Origin of the sequence: Streptomyces sp. WAC05292, from assembly GCF_003949955.1 — a bacterium.
Taxonomy (GTDB): domain Bacteria; phylum Actinomycetota; class Actinomycetes; order Streptomycetales; family Streptomycetaceae; genus Streptomyces; species Streptomyces globosus.
The window spans coordinates 36,329-52,638 of record NZ_RPSE01000008.1 but is presented as its reverse complement, the minus strand read 5'-3'; the positions used below and the strand labels follow the sequence as shown (position 1 = coordinate 52,638).

General features: G+C 71.3%; 14 protein-coding genes. 11 read left to right on the top strand and 3 right to left on the bottom strand.

Annotated features, from left to right (window positions below; all coding sequences use genetic code 11):
• Window positions 1-2,350 (bottom strand): YfhO family protein (locus EF903_RS02055; RefSeq protein WP_260614703.1); only part of this gene is annotated, 2,350 nt, incomplete at its 3' end.
• A 437-nt stretch (window positions 2,351-2,787) separates the two neighbouring features.
• Between EF903_RS02055 and rpsL the strand changes: the two genes are divergently transcribed.
• The 4 genes from rpsL (at window position 2,788) to tuf (ending at window position 7,150) form a co-directional block, all read left to right on the top strand.
• Window positions 2,788-3,159: a 30S ribosomal protein S12 gene (gene rpsL, locus EF903_RS02050; RefSeq protein WP_007265893.1), complete on the top strand. Its 372-nt coding sequence runs from the start codon at window positions 2,788-2,790 to the stop codon at window positions 3,157-3,159.
• Window positions 3,160-3,161: 2 nt separating this feature from the next.
• Window positions 3,162-3,632, top strand: a complete 471-nt coding sequence (rpsG, locus tag EF903_RS02045; RefSeq protein WP_114053724.1) for a 30S ribosomal protein S7 — start codon at window positions 3,162-3,164, stop codon at window positions 3,630-3,632.
• 39 nt (window positions 3,633-3,671) lie between these two features.
• Window positions 3,672-5,801, top strand: coding sequence for an elongation factor G (gene fusA, locus EF903_RS02040; protein ID WP_125540854.1), 2,130 nt, complete (start codon window positions 3,672-3,674; stop codon window positions 5,799-5,801).
• Window positions 5,802-5,956: 155 nt separating this feature from the next.
• Entirely contained in the window at window positions 5,957-7,150 is a 1,194-nt protein-coding gene (gene tuf / locus EF903_RS02035) for an elongation factor Tu (RefSeq protein WP_125540853.1), read from the top strand.
• A 200-nt stretch (window positions 7,151-7,350) separates the two neighbouring features.
• Here tuf and rfbC read toward each other — a convergent pair whose 3' ends face one another.
• Window positions 7,351-7,950, bottom strand: a complete 600-nt coding sequence (gene rfbC / locus EF903_RS02030) for a dTDP-4-dehydrorhamnose 3,5-epimerase (protein ID WP_125540852.1) — start codon at window positions 7,948-7,950, stop codon at window positions 7,351-7,353.
• Entirely contained in the window at window positions 7,947-8,822 is an 876-nt protein-coding gene (gene rfbA / locus EF903_RS02025; protein WP_125540851.1) for a glucose-1-phosphate thymidylyltransferase RfbA, read from the bottom strand. Before rfbA ends, rfbC begins: the two co-directional genes overlap by 4 nt.
• An 84-nt stretch (window positions 8,823-8,906) precedes the next feature.
• Here rfbA and rfbB point away from each other — a divergent pair, with 84 nt between their 5' ends.
• The 7 genes from rfbB to EF903_RS01990 all read left to right on the top strand — a co-directional run bounded on the left by rfbB (window position 8,907) and on the right by EF903_RS01990 (window position 16,204).
• Complete coding sequence (rfbB, locus tag EF903_RS02020) at window positions 8,907-9,884, top strand: dTDP-glucose 4,6-dehydratase (protein ID WP_125540850.1); 978 nt, start codon at window positions 8,907-8,909, stop codon at window positions 9,882-9,884.
• Window positions 9,885-9,949: 65 nt separating this feature from the next.
• Complete coding sequence (gene rfbD / locus EF903_RS02015) at window positions 9,950-10,819, top strand: dTDP-4-dehydrorhamnose reductase (RefSeq protein ID WP_125540857.1); 870 nt, start codon at window positions 9,950-9,952, stop codon at window positions 10,817-10,819.
• Complete coding sequence (locus tag EF903_RS02010) at window positions 10,816-12,144, top strand: lipopolysaccharide biosynthesis protein (RefSeq protein ID WP_185902494.1); 1,329 nt, start codon at window positions 10,816-10,818, stop codon at window positions 12,142-12,144. The genes rfbD and EF903_RS02010 overlap by 4 nt, the downstream gene beginning before the upstream one ends.
• A gap of 68 nt (window positions 12,145-12,212) precedes the next feature.
• Complete coding sequence (locus EF903_RS02005) at window positions 12,213-12,899, top strand: glycosyltransferase family 2 protein (RefSeq protein ID WP_216827053.1); 687 nt, start codon at window positions 12,213-12,215, stop codon at window positions 12,897-12,899.
• Window positions 12,899-13,306, top strand: coding sequence for a DUF2304 domain-containing protein (locus EF903_RS02000; protein WP_125540849.1), 408 nt, complete (start codon window positions 12,899-12,901; stop codon window positions 13,304-13,306). The genes EF903_RS02005 and EF903_RS02000 overlap by 1 nt, the downstream gene beginning before the upstream one ends.
• Window positions 13,307-13,310: 4 nt before the next feature.
• Entirely contained in the window at window positions 13,311-14,216 is a 906-nt protein-coding gene (locus tag EF903_RS01995; RefSeq protein ID WP_125540848.1) for a glycosyltransferase family A protein, read from the top strand.
• Window positions 14,217-14,290: 74 nt separating this feature from the next.
• A complete protein-coding gene (locus EF903_RS01990) occupies window positions 14,291-16,204 on the top strand; it encodes a hypothetical protein (protein ID WP_125540847.1) in 1,914 nt (637 codons plus the stop codon).
• Window positions 16,205-16,310 lie beyond the last annotated feature (106 nt).

Sequence of the window (16,310 nt, the reverse complement as noted above, 5' to 3'; positions counted from 1 at the left end):
CCAGGAGGCCGTGGAAGGGGGTCAGCGGGGTGGGGCGGCCGTCTGCGGCGCACCGCCAGCCGGGGATCGCCGTCGTGGCGACGACCGCCGTGCCGGCGGCGCCCGGCGGGAGGTCGGCCCGCAGGGAGTGGCCGCCGGTGCGGACCGCCGTGGCGCCCGTACGGGTGAGGCGGGCGACCGCGTCGTCCAGGGCGGTCCGGTCCAGGCACCCGATCGGGTGGGGTCCGGCGGCCGTCGCCGCGGCGGTGTCCCCGTCCCGGGTGCGGACGGTCGCGGTGACCGTGCCGTCCGCCGCGACCGGGCCGAGGCGGGCCACTCCCGTAATCCGGCCGTCCAGCCGGAGCTCGCCGCCGGGGTGGGAGAGGGCGCCGGTGAGGCCGGGGGAGTACCAGTACGCCTCCGAGCCCGGGGTGCAGCGCGCCGTGTACGTCCGCCGGCGCGGCGTGCCGTCCGCGGTGGGCTCCGGGACCCGGTAGACCGCGGCGCCGAGGGCGTTCTCCTGGCGGGCGTACACGCTGTCCGCGGGGTTGGGGGAGGTGAAGGGGGCGCTGCGGACCGTCACCAGCGGGGGAGCGGGGAAGCGGGAGGCCGTCCAGGTGCCCGCGGCGGGGCCGGGGCGGACCCGGGCGCCGATGGCGAAGACCGCGTCCAGGACGGGGTTGTCCGCGCCGAAGAAGGTCCGGCCGTCGTTCTTGAAGCCGTAGCCGAGGGGCTCCAGCGCCTCGTACGTGGCCTCGGGGAGGTAGCTGCTGTAGTACTGCGGGCCTTCGGCGCGCAGCGCGAGCGCGTCGTTGTACGAGGTCTGCGGCGCGCCGGAGTCGGTCCGGTACGCGGGCCAGCCGCTCACCTGCCGGACGGCTTCGGTGTGCGCGGTGATCGACCGGCCGCTCGTGGCGGCGGGCTTGGCCCAGCGCTCCCGCGCGCGGCGGACGTCGGCGTTCCACGCGGCCGCCGCGGACTCGGCGAAGACCAGGCCGGCCATCAGGACGGCCGCCGCCGGGACGAGGATCCGGTGCCGGGCGCCGAGGTGCAGCAGGCCCACGGCGAGGACGGACAGGGCGCCGCCGACCAGGACGGCCGGCCAGGTCCAGCCGCCGAAGTCGTCGGTGCGGCGCAGCAGGAACGCGGCGGCGGCGAGCACGGCGGCCGCCGCCGCGGCGTGGAGCGGGCGGGGGCGGTGCGCCAGGGCCAGCCAGGCCAGCACCACCAGCAGGGCGCTGAAGACGAAGGTCTCGCGGTACGGGTTGCCGTTGGGCACCGCCAGCCCGTGCCAGGCGTACTGGGTGGGCGGGAACTGGAAGGAGGCGAGGACCAGCACCGTCGCCGCGCCCCACACCAGGCGCGTGCGGCGGGCGATCGCCGGGTGGAAGAGGAACGTCAGCGCGAGGACCGTGGCGAGCGAGGCGACGTACAGCCGGGGGCGGCCGCCCCACAGGTGCGTGGCCGGCAGCATCCCGGAGATCAGGACGTCCAGCCCCACGGGCCGGAACGCCGCGGCCTCGGTCGGCTGCGCGGAGCTGCTCGACAGGAACGACGGCAGCAGCAGGGGCAGGGTCAGCAGGATCCCGGTCGCCGCGGCGGTGGCGGCGCGCCACAGCGCGCGCAGCCGCTGCCGGCCGGTGGTGTCCGCGGTGGCCAGGCGGACCGCGAGGAGCACGCAGGCGGCCGTCGTCGCCATCATCGCGGTGTAGAAGTTCCCGAGCCAGGCGAGCGCGACGAGCAGCGCGGCGCCCGGCCAGCGGCGCTCCTGGATGCACCACTCGACGGCGATGCCGAGCAGCGGCAGCGCGACGAGGCCCCAGAGCCACATGGGGATGTACGAGGCGTCGCTGAGGGCCCAGCCGCACAGCCCGTAGCAGGCGCCGAGGACGCCCCGCTGCCACCAGGGGCCGGGCCGGAGCCGGCCGAGGTAGACCGCCATGGCCGCGGCGGCGGTGCCCGTGGTCAGCGGGGTGATCGCGAAGACGGCGAGGTCGACGTGGTCGCGGGGGACGAGGACGGCCGCCCAGGAGAACGGGTTCCCGAGGTAGGTGTGGTGGTCGGAGAGGAACTGCTGTCCGAATCCGCCGCGCCAGGTGAACAGCAGGTCGCCGGCGGCCTGCCCGTGGGCGAGGTCCCACAGCCCGCGGTGGAAGGGGACGTACTGGTTGGCCTGGTCGTTGACGGCCCGGCCGAGGCTGCCGAAGGGTGAGGCGCCCCGGGCGGCCCAGGCCGTGCAGACGGCGGCCGCGGTCAGCAGGAAGGCAAGCAGCGGGGCTCGGAGGCGGGCGAGGACCGGGTGGCTGCGGGCGGCGGACGGCGGCCGGGCCGGGCTGTCCGCTGCCGTCGGCTCCGGGGTGACCGTCCGCAATGTCGCGCTCCCTGCTGGTCGTGCCTTTCGGGGGGAATCGGTGGGCAGTGTAGTGGTCCGGCGGGGTTCGGCCGGACCGCCGCGGGGCGGGTGCGCGGCGGGTGCGGGCCGGCCTGCCCATACCACACCCCGGCCCCGGGTGCCGCCCGGGAGCCCGCAGGCCAGACGCGGCACGGGCCGCGGGGCCGCAGGCGGGGCGGCCGCAGGGCCTTTGTTTTGACCGGAGTGGATGGGGTGGGTACGCTCAGACCTTGTGCCTGGGGTGTGCCTGGGCTCCCGTGCGTGTCCATCAACCGCACGCGGGCCGCACAAGCCGCCGCGATCCACGTCCTCCCGCGCTTGCGCGGGGGTCTGCCGGATCCGACACACCCGACCGCGTGGGTCGGGGAACGTTCCAGGTTAGCTTCACTACACGGCACACAGAAACCGGAGAAGTAGTGCCTACGATCCAGCAGCTGGTCCGGAAGGGCCGGCAGGACAAGGTCGAGAAGACGAAGACGCCCGCGCTCGAGGCTTCGCCCCAGCGCCGCGGCGTCTGCACGCGTGTGTTCACGACCACCCCGAAGAAGCCGAACTCGGCGCTCCGCAAGGTCGCGCGTGTGCGTCTGACCTCCGGCATCGAGGTCACCGCTTACATTCCGGGTGAGGGACACAACCTGCAGGAGCACTCGATCGTGCTCGTGCGTGGTGGCCGTGTGAAGGACCTGCCGGGTGTTCGTTACAAGATCATCCGCGGTGCGCTTGACACCCAGGCTGTCAAGAACCGCAAGCAGGCCCGCAGCCGCTACGGCGCCAAGAAGGAGAAGTAAGAATGCCTCGTAAGGGCCCCGCCCCGAAGCGCCCGGTCATCATCGACCCGGTCTACCAGTCTCCTCTTGTCACCTCCCTGATCAACAAGATCCTGCTGAACGGCAAGCGCTCCACCGCCGAGCGCATCGTCTACGGCGCCATGGAAGGCCTCCGCGAGAAGACCGGCAACGACCCGGTCATCACGCTGAAGCGCGCGCTGGAGAACGTCAAGCCGTCGCTCGAGGTCAAGTCCCGCCGCGTCGGTGGTGCGACCTACCAGGTTCCGGTCGAGGTCAAGCCGGGTCGCCAGTCGACCCTCGCGCTGCGCTGGCTCGTGGGCTACTCCCGCGCCCGCCGCGAGAAGACCATGACCGAGCGCCTCATGAACGAGCTCCTCGACGCCTCGAACGGCCTCGGTGCGGCCGTCAAGAAGCGCGAGGACACGCACAAGATGGCCGAGTCCAACAAGGCCTTCGCGCACTACCGCTGGTAGTCGCAACCCACATCGAGACCGAGAGAAGACTGAAGCCTTATGGCTACCACTTCGCTTGACCTGGCCAAGGTGCGCAACATCGGCATCATGGCCCACATCGACGCGGGCAAGACGACCACCACCGAGCGCATCCTGTTCTACACCGGTGTCTCCTACAAGATCGGTGAGGTCCACGACGGCGCTGCCACGATGGACTGGATGGAGCAGGAGCAGGAGCGCGGCATCACGATCACGTCTGCCGCGACGACCTGCCACTGGCCGCTCGAGGACGTCGACCACACCATCAACATCATCGACACCCCGGGCCACGTGGACTTCACGGTCGAGGTGGAGCGTTCGCTCCGCGTCCTCGACGGTGCCGTCACCGTGTTCGACGGTGTCGCCGGTGTGGAGCCGCAGTCCGAGACGGTGTGGCGTCAGGCCGACCGTTACGGCGTGCCGCGCATCTGCTTCGTCAACAAGCTCGACCGCACCGGCGCCGAGTTCCACCGCTGCGTCGACATGATCAAGGACCGCCTCGGCGCGGTTCCGATCGTCATGCAGCTCCCGATCGGTGCCGAGGCGGACTTCCAGGGCGTTGTCGACCTGGTCCGCATGAAGGCGCTGGTCTGGTCCGCCGAGGCGACCAAGGGCGAGATGTACGACGTCGTCGACATCCCCGACACGCACACCGAGGCCGCCGAAGAGTGGCGCGGCAAGCTGGTCGAGACCGTCGCCGAGAACGACGACGAGATCATGGAGCTCTTCCTCAACGGCGAGGAGCCGACCGAGGAGCAGCTGCACGCCGCCGTGCGCCGCATCATCCTGGGCTCCGGCAAGGGCGAGGGCTCGACGATCACCGCGGTGTTCTGCGGTACCGCGTTCAAGAACAAGGGTGTCCAGCCCCTGCTCGACGCGGTCGTCCGCTACCTCCCGTCGCCGCTCGACATCGAGGCCATCGAGGGCCACGACGTCAAGGACGCCGAGACCGTCGTGAAGCGCAAGCCGTCGGACGAGGAGCCCCTCGCCGCGCTCGCCTTCAAGATCATGAGCGACCCGCACCTCGGCAAGCTCACCTTCGTCCGGGTTTACTCGGGCCGCCTGGAGGCCGGCACCGCGGTGCTGAACTCCGTCAAGGGCAAGAAGGAGCGCATCGGCAAGATCTACCGCATGCACGCGAACAAGCGTGAGGAGATCGACTCGGTGGGCGCCGGCGACATCGTCGCCGTCATGGGCCTGAAGCAGACCACCACCGGTGAGACGCTGTGCGACGAGAAGCAGCCGGTCATCCTGGAGTCCATGGACTTCCCGGCCCCGGTCATCCAGGTCGCCATCGAGCCCAAGTCCAAGGGTGACCAGGAGAAGCTGGGTGTCGCCATCCAGCGTCTCGCGGAGGAGGACCCCTCCTTCCACGTCCACTCGGACGAGGAGACCGGCCAGACCATCCTCGGCGGCATGGGCGAACTGCACCTCGAGGTGCTGGTCGACCGCATGAAGCGCGAGTTCAAGGTCGAGGCCAACGTCGGCAAGCCGCAGGTCGCGTACCGCGAGACCATCCGCAAGTCGGTCGAGCGCCACGACTACACGCACAAGAAGCAGACCGGTGGTACCGGTCAGTTCGCCAAGGTGCAGATCGCGATCGAGCCGATCACCGAGACCGACGGTCCGGCGTACGAGTTCGTGAACAAGGTCACCGGTGGCCGCGTGCCGAAGGAGTACATCCCTTCGGTCGACGCCGGTGCGCAGGAGGCCATGCAGTTCGGCATCCTGGCCGGCTACGAGATGACGGGCGTCCGCGTCACGCTTCTCGACGGTGCCTTCCACGAGGTCGACTCCTCCGAGCTCGCGTTCAAGATCGCCGGTTCGCAGGCCTTCAAGGAGGCCGCGCGCAAGGCGTCCCCCGTGCTCCTCGAGCCGATGATGGCCGTTGAGGTCACCACGCCCGAGGACTACATGGGCGACGTCATCGGCGACATCAACTCCCGCCGTGGCCAGATCCAGGCCATGGAGGAGCGTCACGGCGCCCGCGTCGTGAAGGGCCTCGTGCCGCTGTCGGAGATGTTCGGCTACGTCGGAGACCTCCGCAGCAAGACCTCGGGTCGCGCCAGCTACTCGATGCAGTTCGACTCCTACGCCGAGGTTCCGCGGAACGTCGCCGAGGAGATCATCGCGAAGGCCAAGGGCGAGTAACTCTCCCGAGCACACGCTTTAGGCTTGTCACCGGAACCTCCGGGGCAGCAGGAGATTCTTCCGAAAAACCTGTTGCCCCGGGGACCGGCTTTCCAGCAAAGATCACCTGGCGCCGATGAGTAAGGCGTACAGAACCACTCTCCAGGAGGACCCCCGTGGCGAAGGCGAAGTTCGAGCGGACTAAGCCGCACGTCAACATCGGCACCATCGGTCACATTGACCACGGTAAGACGACCCTCACGGCCGCCATTACCAAGGTGCTGCACGACGCGTACCCGGACCTGAACGAGGCCTCGGCCTTCGACCAGATCGACAAGGCTCCCGAGGAGCGCCAGCGCGGTATCACCATCTCCATCGCGCACGTCGAGTACCAGACCGAGGCGCGTCACTACGCCCACGTCGACTGCCCGGGTCACGCGGACTACATCAAGAACATGATCACCGGTGCCGCGCAGATGGACGGCGCCATCCTCGTGGTCGCCGCCACCGACGGCCCGATGCCGCAGACCAAGGAGCACGTGCTCCTGGCCCGCCAGGTCGGCGTTCCGTACATCGTCGTCGCCCTGAACAAGGCCGACATGGTGGACGACGAGGAGATCCTGGAGCTCGTCGAGCTCGAGGTGCGCGAGCTCCTCTCCGAGTACGAGTTCCCGGGCGACGAGCTCCCGGTCGTCCGCGTCTCGGCGCTGAAGGCGCTCGAGGGCGACAAGGAGTGGGGCGAGAAGCTCCTCGGCCTCATGTCCGCCGTCGACGAGGCCATCCCGACCCCGCCGCGTGACACCGAGAAGCCGTTCCTCATGCCCGTCGAGGACGTCTTCACGATCACCGGTCGCGGTACGGTCGTCACCGGCCGTATCGAGCGCGGTGTCCTGAAGGTCAACGAGACCGTCGACATCATCGGCATCCGCCCGGAGAAGACCACCACCACGGTCACCGGCATCGAGATGTTCCGCAAGCTGCTCGACGAGGGCCAGGCCGGTGAGAACGTCGGTCTGCTGCTCCGCGGCATCAAGCGCGAGGACGTCGAGCGCGGCCAGGTCATCATCAAGCCGGGCTCGGTCACCCCGCACACCGAGTTCGAGGCGCAGGCCTACATCCTGTCCAAGGACGAGGGTGGCCGCCACACGCCGTTCTTCAACAACTACCGTCCGCAGTTCTACTTCCGTACCACGGACGTGACGGGCGTTGTGACCCTGCCGCAGGGCACCGAGATGGTCATGCCGGGCGACAACACCGAGATGTCCGTCCAGCTGATCCAGCCGGTCGCCATGGAGGAGGGCCTGAAGTTCGCCATCCGTGAGGGTGGTCGCACCGTGGGCGCCGGCCAGGTCACCAAGATCGTGAAGTAAGTTCCTTCACGTTCTGACCTGGTAGTCCGCGCGAGCGGGCTCCGTGTCTGACACCAGGGCCCCTTCCCTGTCGCTCCGGCGGCGGGGGAGGGGCCCTGGCTGTTTCCGGGCGGGACGCGCCGCCGCCCGGGGGCGCGTACGGAAGAGGGCCGCACCCCCGGCGGGGTGCGGCCCTCTCCGCGCGTGCGGTGCGGCGGTCGTCAGGCCGTGCGCAGCGACTCCGTGAACGCCTTGCAGGCGGCGTAGTCGGGCAGCAGCCCCGTCTCGACGGCCTGCGCCAGTGACGGCGCGGCCTCGTCGCGGGCGGACAGCAGCGGGACCTCCGCCGGCCACTCGATGCCCAGGTCGGGATCGAGCGGGTGCACCGAGTGCTCGCCGGTCGGGTTGTAGGTCTCGGAGCAGAGGTACGACAGGGTGGCGTCGTCGGTGAGGGCGCAGAAGCCGTGGCCCATGCCCTCGGGGATGTAGACCGCGCGGCGGTCGGTGTCGTCGAGGCGGACGCCCTCCCAGCGGCCGAAGGTCGGCGAGCCGACCCGCAGGTCGACGATGACGTCGAGCACGGCGCCGCGCACGCACGTCACGTACTTCGCCTGGCCGGGCGGCACGTCGGCGAAGTGGATGCCGCGGACGACGCCGCGGGAGGAGACGGAGAGGTTGGCCTGCGCCAGCTTCAGCGGGTGGCCGACGAGTTCGGCGAGCCTGTCGAAGCGGTACCACTCGGTGAACAGGCCGCGCGGGTCGCCGTGCAGCTGCGGGGTGACCTCGAAGACGCCCTCGAGGGAGAGTTCGCGGAACTTCACTTGGCCGCCTCCTCGTCGAGCAGGTTCAGCAGGTACTGGCCGTAGCCGCTCTTGAGCAGGGGCTCGGCCAGCGTGCGCAGCTGCGCGTCGTCGATCAGGCCGGCCCGCCAGGCGGCCTCCTCGATGCAGCCGATCTTGAAGCCCTGGCGCTCCTCGATGACGCGGACGAACTCGGAGGCCTGGACCATGGAGACGAAGGTGCCGGTGTCCAGCCAGGCGGTGCCGCGGTCGAGGATCGTGACGTTGAGCTCGCCGGCCTGGAGGTAGGCGTCGTTGACCGCGGTGATCTCCAACTCGCCGCGGGCGCTGGGCTCCAGGCCCCTGGCTATCTCCACGACGCGGTTGTCGTAGAAGTACAGGCCGGGCACGGCGTAGCGGGACTTGGGCTTGGCGGGCTTCTCCTCGATGGAGATGGCCTGGCCCTTCTCGTCGAACTCGACGACGCCGTACGCCGTCGGGTCGGCGACGGGGTAGGCGAAGACGCGGCCGCCCTTGGCGCCGGTGTGCTCGGCGAGGCGCGTGCCGAGGCCGCTGCCGTGGAAGATGTTGTCGCCGAGGATCAGGGCGACGGACTCGTCGCCGATGAAGTCGGCGCCGAGGACGAAGGCCTGGGCGATGCCCTCGGGGCGCTCCTGGACCGCGTACTCCAGCCGCAGGCCGAACTGGGAGCCGTCGCCGAGCAGCCGCTCGAACTGCGCACGGTCCTCCGGCGTGGTGATGACGAGAATCTCACTGATTCCGGCCATGACCAGGGTGGAGAGCGGATAGTAGATCATCGGCTTGTCGAAGACGGGGAGCAGCTGCTTCGAGACTGCCCGGGTCAGCGGCCAGAGTCGGGATCCGGTTCCGCCGGCCAAGAGAATTCCACGCATGGGCACAACCCTATGCGAGAGCAAGCGGAACAAGGCGCTCCGGGCCGGTGGGGTGGTAGGACAAGCGGCTAGACTCTTCGTACTATGCGCATCCTCGTGACCGGCGGCGCCGGCTTCATCGGTTCAGAATTTGTTCGCCAGCAGCTCGGTGCGGATGCATCGGCCCAGATCACGGTCTTCGACAAGCTGACCTACTCCGGAGTGGAAGCCAACCTCGCGCCGGTCGCGGACCACTCCGGTTACAAGTTCGTCAAGGGCGACATCTGCGACGCCGAGGCCGTCGACGCGGTGATGCCCGGTCACGACGTCGTGGTGCACTTCGCCGCCGAGTCGCACGTCGACCGCTCCATCGCCGGCGCCGGCCCGTTCGTCATGACCAACGTCGTCGGCACCCAGGTGCTGCTGGACTCCGCACGGAGGCACGGCGTCGGCCGCTTCGTGCACATCTCCACCGACGAGGTCTACGGCTCCATCAGCGAGGGCTCCTGGACCGAGGAGTGGCCGCTGGTCCCCAACTCCCCGTACTCCGCCTCCAAGGCCTCCTCCGACCTGCTGGCGCTGGCGTACGCGCGCACGCACGGCATGGACGTCGTGGTGACCCGCTGCTCCAACAACTACGGGCACTACCAGTTCCCGGAGAAGGTCATCCCGCTGTTCGTCACCAACCTGATGGACGGCCGGAAGGTCCCGCTGTACGGCAACGGCGGCAACGTCCGCGACTGGCTGCACGTCTCCGACCACTGCCGCGGCATCGACCTGGCGATGCGCAAGGGCCGCGGCGGCGAGGTCTACAACATCGGCGGCGGCACCGAGCTCACCAACAAGGAGCTCACCGGCGTCCTGCTGGAGGCCGCCGGCCTCGGCTGGGACATGGTCGAGCACGTCGAGGACCGCAAGGGCCACGACCTGCGCTACTCCATCGACATCAGCAAGATCAACGCCGAGCTCGGCTACGAGCCGCAGGTCCGCTTCGAGGACGGCATCGCGCAGACCATCGCCTGGTACCGCGAGAACCGCGCCTGGTGGGAGCCGCTGAAGGACAAGGCGGCGCTGCAGAAGTGACCGCCTCCGCCACCCCCGCCGTGCCGTCCGCCGCCGGGCGCTGGGTCGTCACCGGCGCCGCCGGCATGCTCGGCAGGGACCTCCTCGCGGTACTGGAGGACGCCGGGATCGAGGCCGCCGGCCTGCGCCGCGCCGACCTCGACGTCACCGACGCCGCAGCCGTCCGGGCCGCCGTCGAGGGCGCCGCCGTCGTCGTCAACTGCGCCGCCTGGACCGACGTCGACGGCGCGGAGACCGCCGAGGACGCCGCCACCGCCGTCAACGGCACCGGCGTGCGCGTCCTCGCCGCCGCCTGCGCCGACGCCGGCGCGCGCCTGCTGCACGTCTCCACCGACTACGTGCTTCCCGGCGACGCCTCGGAGCCGTACCGCGAGGACGCCGAGACCGGCCCGCTCAACGCGTACGGCCGCAGCAAGCTCGCGGGCGAGCGCGCCGTCGCCGAACTGCTCCCGCAGGACGGCTACACCGTCCGCACCGCCTGGCTGTACGGCGAGCACGGACCCAACTTCGTCGCGACCATGCTGAAACTGGCCGCCCAGCGCGACACCCTCGACGTCGTCGACGACCAGCACGGCCAGCCCACCTGGTCCCGCGCGCTCGCCCACCGGCTCGTCGAGCTGGGCCTCGCCGCCCTCGCGGGCCGCGCCCCGGCCGGCGTCTACCACGGCACCGCGAGCGGCCGCACCACCTGGCTCGGCCTGGCCCGCGAGGCCTACCGGCTCGCCGGCCTCGACCCGGAGCGGATCCGCCCCACCACCTCCGCGGCCTTCGTCCGCCCCGCGGCGCGCCCCGCGTTCAGCGTCCTCGGCCACGACCGCTGGGCCGAGGCCGGCCTGGCCCCGCTCGCCGACTGGCGCGAGCAGCTCGCCGAAGCGCTGGCCACGCCCGAGTTCACCCGGCTCGCCGCCGCGGCCCGCGAGGGCAGCACGGGATGAAGGCCCTGCTGGGCAAGGCAACCGCGGCGCTGCCGCCGGGCACCGTCGCGGTGGCCGGCGGCACCGTCGTGCTGGGCGCGGCCTCGTACGTCCACCTGGGCGTGGCCGGGCACAGCCTCTCCACCGAGGCCATGGCGAACGTCTCCGTCCTGTGGACGATCGTGATGTCCGTCGGCATCGGCGTGTTCTTCCCCGTCGAGCAGGAGCTCACCCGGATCGTCGCCGCCCGCACGGTCCTCGGCCAGGGCGCCGCACCCGTGCTGCGCCGGGCCACCCTGCTGACCGCGGCGATGCTCGGCGCGACCCTGCTCGTCCTCACCCTCGGCGCCGGACCGATCGCCGACCTCCTCTTCCAGGGCGACCGCGGCCTGGTCGCGGCGCTCGGCGGCGCCTTCACCGGCATGGCCGTCTGCTACCTGACCCGCGGCGTGCTCGCCGGCCTCGGCCGGTTCGGCGCGTACGGGCTCCAGCTCGGCCTCGACGGCGGGCTGCGGATCCTCCTCGCCTTCGGCTGCGCGGTGCTCGGGCTGGACTCCGCGCTCGCCTTCAGCCTCGTCCTCGCCCTCGCGCCCGTCGCCGCCATGCTCGTCACGCTGCCGCCGCTGCTGCGCGCCGCCGGGCCCGGCGGGGCCGTCTCCTGGCGGGAGCTGACGGGCGGTCTGGGCCTGCTCATCTGCTCGACGCTGCTCTCGCAGGTCGTCGTCAACGCCGCGGTGATGAGCACCAAGCTGCTCGCCCCGAGCGACAGCGTGCTGATCGCCGCCCTGCTCAACGCCCTCGTCCTGGCGCGCGTGCCGCTGTTCGTCTTCGGCTCGCTGCAGGCCTCGCTGCTGGGCGGGCTGACCGCCGCGTTCACCGCCGGCGACCGGGCGGCGTTCTCGGCGATGCTGCGCCGGATCGCCGTCGTCGTCGGCCTGCTCGGCCTGGCCGGCGGCATCCCGGCGACGGCGCTCGGCCCCTGGCTGATCGAGGTCCTCTTCGGGGCCCGCCCCGTCCTGGGCTGCCTCGACTTCTTCCTGCTGTCCGCCGGCACCGTGGCGTACATGTTCGCGATGGTGCTCGGCCAGGCGCTGATGGTCTTCAAGCGGCACCACCTGCAGCTGCTGTGCTGGGCCGTCGGCACCGCCGTCCTCGTGGCCGTCACCTTCGCACCGGGCGAGGTGGCCCTGCGCGTCATCCTGGCCTACGCCCTCGGCTCCCTGGCGACCGTGCTCGGTATGCTGGCCGTGCTGAGGCTGAGGTTCCCCGGGGCTCCGGGCGCAACCGGGGAGCCCGGGCACGAGGGCGCCGCAAGCCCGCTGGGCGCCGGGGCGGTCGGGGAGTGACCATGCCGGCCCACGACGTCCCACCGATCAACGCGCACGCGAACGTGCCACTTTCCGCTGGAGCTACCGTGTCCCAATACGACGATGTCTGGCTGGTCATACCGGCCTATAACGAGGGCCAGGTGATCGCCGGGGTCGTCGAGGATGCGCGCAAGACGTTCCCCCACATCGTCGTCGTCGACGACGGCAGCACCGACGACTCCGCCGAGCACATCGCCACCACCGGCGCCCACCTGGTGCGCCACCCGGTCAACCTCGGCCAGGGCGCCGCCCTGCAGACCGGCCTGAAGTACGCCCTGGCCCAGCCCGGCGCCCGCTACTTCGCCACCTTCGACGCGGACGGCCAGCACCAGACCGCCGACGTCGAGAAGATGGTCGAGGTCCTGCGCCGCGACGAGGCCGACGTCGTCCTCGGCTCCCGCTTCATCGAGCAGAACGGCCAGGTGCCGTGGATCAAGCGGGTCGTGCTGCGCACCGCCGCCGCCGTCAGCCCGACGGCCCGCAAGCTCAAGCTGACCGACGCGCACAACGGCCTGCGCGTGCTGAGCCGCAAGGCCGCCGAGCAGCTGAACATCACCATGAACGGCATGGCGCACGCGTCGGAGATCGTCGGCTTCCTCGCCGGGTCCGACCTGCGCGTCGCCGAGGTCCCCGTGGACATCCTCTACACCGAGTACTCGCGCGCCAAGGGCCAGTCCCTGATCAACGGCGTGAACATCGTCTTCGACATCACCATGCGGGAGCGTGACCGCTGATGAAGTACTTCTGGATTCAGCTGCTCCTCATCGCGGGCTCGCTGTCCATGGCCCTGGTCTTCATACGGACCTGGGGCCAGGCCAAGAACCGGGCGTGGAAGCGCATCGCGTTCTCCGTGTTCGTCGTCGTCAACGTCTACGCGGTGCTCCGCCCGACGGACGTCACCTGGCTCGCCCACCAGCTCGGCGTCGGCCGCGGCACCGACCTCGTGCTGTACGTGATGGTGCTGGCGATGGGCTTCCTGACCCTCAACACCTTCCTGCGCTTCCGCTCGCTGGAGAAGAAGATCACCGACCTGGCCCGCACGGTCGCGCTCAACGAGGGCGCCCGCCACAACGACGAGCGCCTCGGCAAGCCCGAGGAGGGTGCCGACGCAGGCGCCGGCTCCACGAAGGTGAAGGCCTGACACCGTGGCGACGTTCGACTTCATGCTCCCCTACTACGGGGACGTGCAGCTGATGCAGGACGCCGTCCGCAGCGTCCTGGCCCAGACGGACCCCGACTTCCGCCTCGTCGTCATCGACGACGGCAAGGAGCCGGACGTCCCGGGCTGGTTCGAGTCGCTCGGCGACCGCCGCGTCACCTACCTGCGCAACGAGCAGAACCTCGGCATCACCAAGAACTTCCAGAAGTGCGTCTACCTCTCCGAGGCCGACCACGTCGTCATCATGGGCTGCGACGACCTGCTGCACCCCCACTACCTGGAGACCGTCCGCGGCATCCTCGCCGAGCACCCCGGCATCGGCATGGTCCAGCCCGGCGTCGAGGTCATCGACGGCGAGGGCCGGCCGGCCCACGGACTCGCCGACCAGGCCAAGCGGCGCCTGTACGCGCCGCAGGTCGACGGCCGGCGCGTGATGGGCGGCGAGGAGCTCGCCACCAGCGTGCTGCGCGGCAACTGGCTGTACTTCCCGTCGATCTGCTGGCGCGGCGACGCCCTCCGGAAGATCAACTTCCGGGACGAGTACAGCGTCATCCAGGACCTGGCGCTCGTCGTCGACCTCCTGGAGGCCGGCGAGGACATGGTCATCGACGAGTCGACGACCGTCTTCCGCTACCGCCGCCACGCCGTCAGCGAGTCCTCCCTCCAGGCCTTCTCCGGCACCCGCTTCACCGAAGCCGAGCGGTACTTCTCCGCCGTGGCCGCGCGCATGGAAGCCCGCGGCTGGCACAAGGCCGCCAAGGCGGCCCGCTTCCGCAGCGCCTCCCGCCTCCACGCGATCACGATGCTGCCGGGCGCGCTGCGCCGCGGCAACCGCGAAGGCCTGCGCACGCTCGCGCGGCACGCGTTCACGGCCGGTCAGCGAGCCGACTGACACCCCGCACGCCCCAGACCGCGGCCCCCCCCGGCCCCGCCGCGCGGTTCCACCCGCATCCGGATTGGACGGACATGACACACCTGGCCCCCGAGGCCATCGGAGAGCCCGGTGCCACGCGCGGCGGCACCGGAACCGGCACGAGGACGGGGGCCGGGCCGGCCGCGGCGGCCGCCGGGCGCCTGCGGGCGTGGTTCTCCCGCCGCTGGGTCCGCGCCCTCGCCGAGGTCGTCGTCAGCCTGGCGGCCGCCCTCGGCTACATGCTGCTGAGCCGGCACATCGTGGTGAACCCGATCATCCGCCTCGGACAGGTCAGCGGCCTGGCCGCGCTCCAGAAGTACGCCGCCGTCCTCGGCCTGCCGCTCCTCGCCCTCCTCCTTTACACCGCCTACCGCGGCTCGGCCCGGCGGCACGCCCTGGCCAAGCGCCTGGTGTGCGCGGCGCTGGCGGGCCTGGCCACCGGCGTCATCGCCGGCGGCGTCGTCGTCGCCCTGCGCGGCACGCCCCACCCGCTCGGCGGCCAGGACGGCGACCCGGGCGTCCTGATCGCCATGGCCAACTCGTTCCTGCACGACGAGGGGATGTCGGGCATCTACCCGCCCGCCTTCCCGGCCCTGATGGCCCTCTGGGCCAAGATCCGCTACCACGGCCGCGGCGAGACCGGCTTCGCCCTGCACGACCTGCAGATCTTCTTCACCGCGGTCGCCGGGCCGATGGCGTACCTCGCCTGGCGGACCCTGCTGCGCCCCTTCTGGGCGCTGCTCATCGCGGTGCCGGCGACCGTGCTGTTCCTCGACCCGATCCGCCCGTACAGCCACGTCGTCATGATCGTGCTGCTGCCGCTGCTGGGGTACTGGCTGCGGCAGATGCGCCGGCCCGAGGGCCGCACCACCCGGCAGCTGGTGCTGCGCGGCGCCGGCCTCGGCGCCGTCTTCGGCGTCCTGTTCCTGTGGTACTCCGGCTGGTACGTGTGGGCGGCCCCCGGCATCGCCGTCCTCGCGCCGTTCCTCTTCCCGTGGCGCCGCGGCGGCGGGGCCGCCCGCAAGGCCGGCCTGTTCGTCGGGTCCACCGTGGCCGTGGCCGGGGCCGTCGCCTCCCCGCTGCTGTACCAGATGGTGCGGCTGGGCGCCGAGAACCCCGACCGGTACGCGTTCCTCTCCGTGTACGCCGACCCCGGCTACGTCCTCGGCTGGGTCTCGGACCGGTCCGGGACGCTGACGTACCAGACCTGGCCGGTCGCCGGCGAGATGGCCGGGCAGAGCGGCTTCGCCCTGCTCCTGCTGTTCGCCGTGGGCCTCGGCCTGGGCCTGGGCCTGCGGAGCATCATGGTCCGCACGGCGGCGGCGGTCCTCGCGGGCGCCTGGTTCGCCCGCTTCTGGTTCGCCTCGCAGATGGCCCACGAGAAGGCCGTCCAGCTCTACCCCCGCACCACCTGGATCATCATGTACTGCCTGATGATCCTGGCCGTGCTCGGCATGATGGCCGCCGTCGGCCGCGGCTCCGGGTGGGTCGAGCGGACCCTGCGCCCGCGCACCGGCCAGGCCGGCGGCCCGTCCGCGGACCGGGTCGTCCCGCAGCGGGTGGTGCGCCAGCTCGCCGCCGGCATGATCTGCGTGACCGCCCTGTTCGCCGCGATGGGCGCCTCCTGGTCGGTCAACCGCTACATGCCCTCGCAGGACGTCGACCAGATGGGCATCGACGCGTACCGGGCGCACACGCTGAAGGAGCGCGACGGCACCTGCCCGCGCTACTCGCCCGTGAAGGGGGAGTGCGAGGACATCAAGAAGCGGGACTGGAAGCCCGCCCCCATCCAGGACTTCATCTGGTGCGCGGGCATCCTGGCCGACGAATGGCCGTCCGTCTGCGGGCACAAGGCGCCCAAGGGCGTCCGCTCGCGGACCGACATCGAGCGGGACCGGATGGCGAAGCTCGCCGAGGAAGCGAAGAAGGCCGAGTCCGAGAAGAAGGCCGAGTCCGCGAAGAAGTAGCCGCCGCCCGACGGCTGCCGGGGCCCCCGGCCCGACCGCGTGCGCGCGGCCGGACCGGGGGCCTTCGCACGTCCTCCCCACGGCCTCCCCACCCCGCGCGCGGGGT

Bases quoted from the DNA above. Each gene is read 5' to 3' on its own strand.
- EF903_RS02010 (WP_185902494.1), top strand. From the start codon at position 10,816: ATGAAGGCCCTGCTGGGCAAGGCAACCGCGGCGCTGCCGCCGGGCACC.
- fusA (WP_125540854.1), top strand. From the start codon at position 3,672: ATGGCTACCACTTCGCTTGACCTGGCCAAGGTGCGCAACATCGGCATC.
- EF903_RS02000 (WP_125540849.1), top strand. From the start codon at position 12,899: ATGAAGTACTTCTGGATTCAGCTGCTCCTCATCGCGGGCTCGCTGTCC.
- rfbB (WP_125540850.1), top strand. From the start codon at position 8,907: ATGCGCATCCTCGTGACCGGCGGCGCCGGCTTCATCGGTTCAGAATTT.
- rfbD (WP_125540857.1), top strand. From the start codon at position 9,950: ATGCTCGGCAGGGACCTCCTCGCGGTACTGGAGGACGCCGGGATCGAG.
- rfbA (WP_125540851.1), bottom strand. From the start codon at position 8,822: ATGCGTGGAATTCTCTTGGCCGGCGGAACCGGATCCCGACTCTGGCCG.
- rpsG (WP_114053724.1), top strand. From the start codon at position 3,162: ATGCCTCGTAAGGGCCCCGCCCCGAAGCGCCCGGTCATCATCGACCCG.
- EF903_RS01990 (WP_125540847.1), top strand. From the start codon at position 14,291: ATGACACACCTGGCCCCCGAGGCCATCGGAGAGCCCGGTGCCACGCGC.